This window comes from Streptomyces sp. WELS2 (assembly GCF_013870595.1).
GTDB lineage: Bacteria > Actinomycetota > Actinomycetes > Streptomycetales > Streptomycetaceae > Streptomyces.
This window is the reverse complement of the sequence record NZ_JACBWZ010000529.1, coordinates 1-4494: the sequence shown is the minus strand read 5'-3', so window position 1 is coordinate 4494 and position 4494 is coordinate 1. Positions and strand designations below refer to the sequence as shown.

The 4494-nt window shown below is 71.5% G+C and carries 4 protein-coding genes; 2 read left to right on the top strand and 2 right to left on the bottom strand.

Features of this window, described 5'->3' with window-relative positions; genetic code table 11:
- Positions 1–834, bottom strand: an 834-nt coding sequence (locus H5J33_RS24870) for a methylmalonyl-CoA mutase family protein (RefSeq protein ID WP_258565382.1), incomplete at its 3' end; no start/stop codon positions are given.
- Between the two features lie 203 nt (positions 835–1037).
- Here H5J33_RS24870 and H5J33_RS24865 point away from each other — a divergent pair.
- Complete coding sequence (locus H5J33_RS24865) at positions 1038–1427, top strand: cell division protein SepF (RefSeq protein ID WP_030606675.1); 390 nt, start codon at positions 1038–1040, stop codon at positions 1425–1427.
- A gap of 77 nt (positions 1428–1504) precedes the next feature.
- Here the strand turns inward: H5J33_RS24865 and H5J33_RS24860 are convergent, their stop codons facing one another.
- On the bottom strand, positions 1505–2998 hold the full coding sequence (locus H5J33_RS24860) for a cytosine permease (protein ID WP_258565381.1): 1494 nt from the start codon (positions 2996–2998) through the stop codon (positions 1505–1507).
- A gap of 170 nt (positions 2999–3168) precedes the next feature.
- Between H5J33_RS24860 and ftsY the strand changes: the two genes are divergently transcribed.
- Positions 3169–4374 (top strand): signal recognition particle-docking protein FtsY, encoded by a 1206-nt coding sequence (gene ftsY, locus H5J33_RS24855; RefSeq protein ID WP_181797104.1) that lies wholly within the window; start codon positions 3169–3171, stop codon positions 4372–4374.
- Positions 4375–4494: the final 120 nt, after the last annotated feature.

Sequence of the window (4494 nt, the reverse complement as noted above, 5' to 3'; positions counted from 1 at the left end):
GATGGTCAGGAACTGGTCGGCGGTCGCCGCGTAACGGAACTCCAGCTGGCCGAGGGCCTGTTCGACGCCGAGCCCGGCCTCGGTCAGCTCCCGCAGATAGGCCACACCCGTGGCCAGCGAGGCGCCCAGCTCCTGCGCGGCCGAGCCGCCCGCCTCGTGGTACGGCAGCGCGTCCACGGTCAGCGCGCGCAGCCCCGGGTATCCCTCGGCGCAGCGCACGGCCAGTTCGGCGTACGGCGCGAAGGGCTGCGCGGTGCCGGTACGGGCCTCGTACCCGAGCGGGTCGCCGCCCAGGTTGCCGCGCACCGCCCCGGCGTCCACGCCCTTGTCCGTGTACAGCCGCAGCAGGACCTCTGCGGCACGGGCGGTGTCACGGCCGGCGTCCAGCACGACGGGGGCCAGGTCGAGGTACACCCCGTCCAGGGCGCGGCCCAGCTCCGCCACCGGGATGCCGCCCTCGCCCAGCACCAGCCAGAGCGAGGTGCCGCCGTTCTCCAGGTCGGCGAGCACCGCGTCCGCCGGGCCGTCGCCGAGCGCCGTGTGCCGCTGGCGCACGTCCCAGCCGCCCGGGCCGGTGCCCTCCGGGCGGCCGCCCCGCACGAACGGGGCGAAACCCGGCAGTCCGGGATCGGGCGCGCCGTCGCGCGCGGTGTACAGGGGCCGGGTGCGCAGCCCGTCTTCCAGCGTCGTGGACAGGGCGTCCTCCGCTGCCTCGCCGGACAATTCCCTGCCTGACCTGCGCAGTACGCCCTCCACCAGGCGTTGCCACTGCTCGTGTGTCGCGTCAGGGAACTCGGCGGCCAGTGAGAGCCCGTCGTCAGGCAGGACCGTCATGGCTCGGATGCTAGGGCAGGGCGCTCGAGCCGGGGTGCGGCACATGCTGTGAGGTTTCTCTTCTTGCGCTTGTGATCCGTGCCATCCAGGGGCCGCGGGGGGTGGTCACGGAGGGGGCCTTCGTGTCGGTGTTGGGCCGAACGGGTGACTTGGCGTAAGAATTGGCTGGTGCAATTGGTCGCGAGTCAGGTCAGGGGGAGCCGGTGAGCCGTTACGACGTCACCGATGAACAGTGGGAAGGGCTCGCCCAGGTCGTGCCGCTGCGGGGCCGGGACTCCTGGCCGTCGGCGGTGAACCACCGCTCGCTGCCGGACGCCGAGACCGAGACCCGGCGCCGGTTCGTGGTCCTGCGCGTCAACGTCTTCGCGGACGCCCGGGAAGTGGCCGAGACCCTGATGGCCGGGGTGCCGGTGCTGCTCGACCTGTCCGGCGCGGAGGGGGATGTGGCCAAGCGCGTCCTCGACTTCAGCACCGGCGTCGTCTTCGGCCTGGGCAGCGGGATGCACCGGGTGGACCGCAACGTCTTCCTCCTCACCCCGCCCGGCACGGAGGTCAGCGGCCTGATGGAGGGGGCGGGACTGGCGGGCACGTGACGGCGCCGAGCGCCGCGCCCGCCCCCCGATCGGGGGAAAGTTCCGACGGGAAAACGGTTCGGCGGGGAAGCGGGGTTCTACGGTCCGCGTATGGCCGTGCCCTTCCTGTTCGCCGAGTCGCCGGCGGCCGACGTTCCCGCGCTCCCCGATGACCGGCCCGACATCCGGTCCCGGATCACCGAGCTGAGGCTCTCCGCCTTCGCCGGGCACCGGGGCGCCGGGTTCCCGCTCGGGCCGGTCACCCTGTTCGCGGGGCCCAGCGGGGCCGGCAAGACCACCGCGCTCGCCGCCTGTGAGGTGGTGAACATCAGGCCCGACACCAGGCCGATCGCCCAGGCGGCCACGGCCGCGGGGGAGAAGCCGCCCTTGTACCAGTAGGCGCTGGTGCGGGTGGTGTCGGCCATGGCCCGGCCGTCGTACTCGGTACGGCGGAGCATGTCCGCGCCGAACACGCCGACCCACGCGGAGAAGGCGACCGCGAGCAGCGACAGGAAGGCGATGAAGGAGCCCATGAAGCTGGTCGCCACCAGCATCAGCACCCCGCCGAACACCAGCGAGATCACCGCGTTCACCGAGACCGCCCAGTGCCGCGGCACCTTGATGCCGAGGGTCTGCGCGGTGAAGCCCGCCGAGTACATCGACATCGAGTTGATCAGCAGCATGCCGATCAGCGCGATGAACAGGTACGGCACCGCGATCCACGTCGGCAGGATCTCGCCCAGGAAGGACACCGGGTCGCTGGCCGAGGCCAGGTCCGGGGTGGAGACCGCCATCACCGCGCCCATCAGGACCATCGGCAGCACGACGACACCGGCGCCGCCCACCGCCGTGCCCACGATCGCCTTCGAGGACGCCGTACGCGGCAGGTAGCGGGTGAAGTCCGGGGCCGAGGGGATCCAGCTGACACCGCCCGCCGCGATCATGCCGACGCCGGTGATCACCGAGGCCGTGGAACCGGCGCTGTGGTCCATCACCTTCGCCCAGTCGGTGTTCGCCACCAGATAGCCCAGCACCAGCACCGAGAAGACGCCGAAGAAATAGGTCGCGTACTTGTTGCACTTCTGCACGGCGTTGATGCCGAGCCCGGAGATCGCGAAGGTCGCCACGACGAACGCCAGCAGCGTCACCATGTCCAGCACGCTGTTCGCCTTGATGCCGAACAGGATGTCCAGGATGGTGAGCATCGCGTACGCGCCGGTCACCGCGTTGATCGTCTCCCAGCCCCAGCGCGCGACCCAGATCAGCGAACCGGGCAGCAGGTTGCCGCGCTGGCCGAAGACCGCGCGCGACAGCGCCATGCCGGGCGCGCCGCCCCGCTTGCCCGCGATGCCGATCAGGCCGACCAGGCCGTACGACACGATCGGCGCGGCCACGGCGACGATCAGGGCCTGCCAGAAGTTCAGGTGGTAGGCGACGACGAGGCTCGCGCCCATCGTCAGCAGCAGGACGCTGATGTTCGCGCCGACCCAGGTGGGGAACAGCTGCCGCGGACGCGCGGTGCGCTCGGCGTCGGGGACCTGCTCGATACCGCGGGTTTCGAGAGCGCCTTCGGTCTCGGCGGATGTGCTCATGGAAGAGGTGCCTGACATGGGGGGACAAGGTGACGTGGGGACTCTACGCGCGTGGATAGAGGTGTCACCATCGTACTTTGCTCCGAGTCCTCGCGTTAAGTGGCCTTTGTCTCTCGGAGAAAGCCACAAACGGGGTTCTCGCGGACCCCATGGCCGATACTGGTCGGGTTATGGAAACCGTCATCCTTGCTGTAGTCATCGCCGTGGTCGTGCTCGGCGCGCTCGGCGGGCTGATCGTGGGCAGCCGGCGCCGGAAGCCGCTGCCCCCGCCGCCCCCGAAGGCGCCCGACATCACCGCGCCCCCGGCCGAGCCGCACGTCGGCGAAGAGGCCGAGACGCCGCGCGACGAACCGCGCCGGACGATCGAGGAGGTGGATCTCCCGGGCGGCCCCGCGGTCGTCGTCGAGGAGCCCCCCGTCGCCGAGGCTCCCGAGATCGAGATCGAGGTCCCGGAGCCCACCGCGGGCCGGCTCGTCCGGCTGCGCGCCCGCCTGTCCCGCTCGCAGAACGCCCTGGGCAAGGGCCTGCTCACCCTGCTCTCCCGCGAGCACCTGGACGAGGACACCTGGGAGGAGATCGAGGACACGCTGCTCACCGCCGACGTCGGCGTGCAGCCCACCCAGGAACTGGTCGAGCGGCTGCGCGAACGCGTCAAGGTGCTCGGCACCCGCACCCCCGAGGAACTGCGCGGCCTGCTGCGCGAGGAACTCCTCAAGCTGGTCGGCACCGACCTCGACCGCACGGTCAAGACCGAGCCCGAGGACCGCAAGCCCGGCATCGTGATGATCGTCGGCGTCAACGGCACCGGCAAGACCACCACCACCGGCAAGCTCGCCCGGGTCCTGGTCGCCGACGGCCGCAGCGTCGTGCTCGGCGCCGCCGACACCTTCCGTGCCGCCGCCGCCGACCAGCTCCAGACCTGGGGCGAGCGCGTCGGCGCCCACACCGTGCGCGGCCCGGAGGCCGGCGACCCGGCCTCCGTCGCCTTCGACGCGGTGAAGGAGGGCAAGGAGATGGGCGTCGACGTGGTGCTCATCGACACCGCCGGCCGCCTGCACACCAAGACCGGCCTCATGGACGAGCTCGGCAAGGTCAAGCGCGTGGTGGAGAAGCACGCGCCGCTGGACGAGGTGCTGCTCGTCCTGGACGCCACCACCGGCCAGAACGGCCTGGTGCAGGCCCGGGTGTTCGCCGAGGTGGTGGACATCACCGGCATCGTGCTGACCAAGCTGGACGGCACGGCCAAGGGCGGCATCGTGGTCGCCGTCCAGCGCGAGCTGGGCGTGCCGGTCAAGCTGGTCGGGCTCGGCGAGGGCGCGGACGATCTCGCGCCGTTCGAGCCGGAGGCGTTCGTGGACGCGCTGATCGGCGACTGATCCGTTCCTTGACAGAGGAACGTTCCTAGGATCGCGGGCGCGAGCGGCCGCCCTCCGAAGCCAGTCGGGGGGCGGCCGTCGTCGTTCCTCCGGTGGCCCTGACGCGACCGGCAGCGGGCT

What these genes read in the sequence shown, in the direction of transcription:
- ftsY (WP_181797104.1), top strand. Translation starts at nt 3,169, where the DNA reads ATGGAAACCGTCATCCTTGCTGTAGTCATCGCCGTGGTCGTGCTCGGC.
- H5J33_RS24860 (WP_258565381.1), bottom strand. Translation starts at nt 2,998, where the DNA reads ATGAGCACATCCGCCGAGACCGAAGGCGCTCTCGAAACCCGCGGTATC.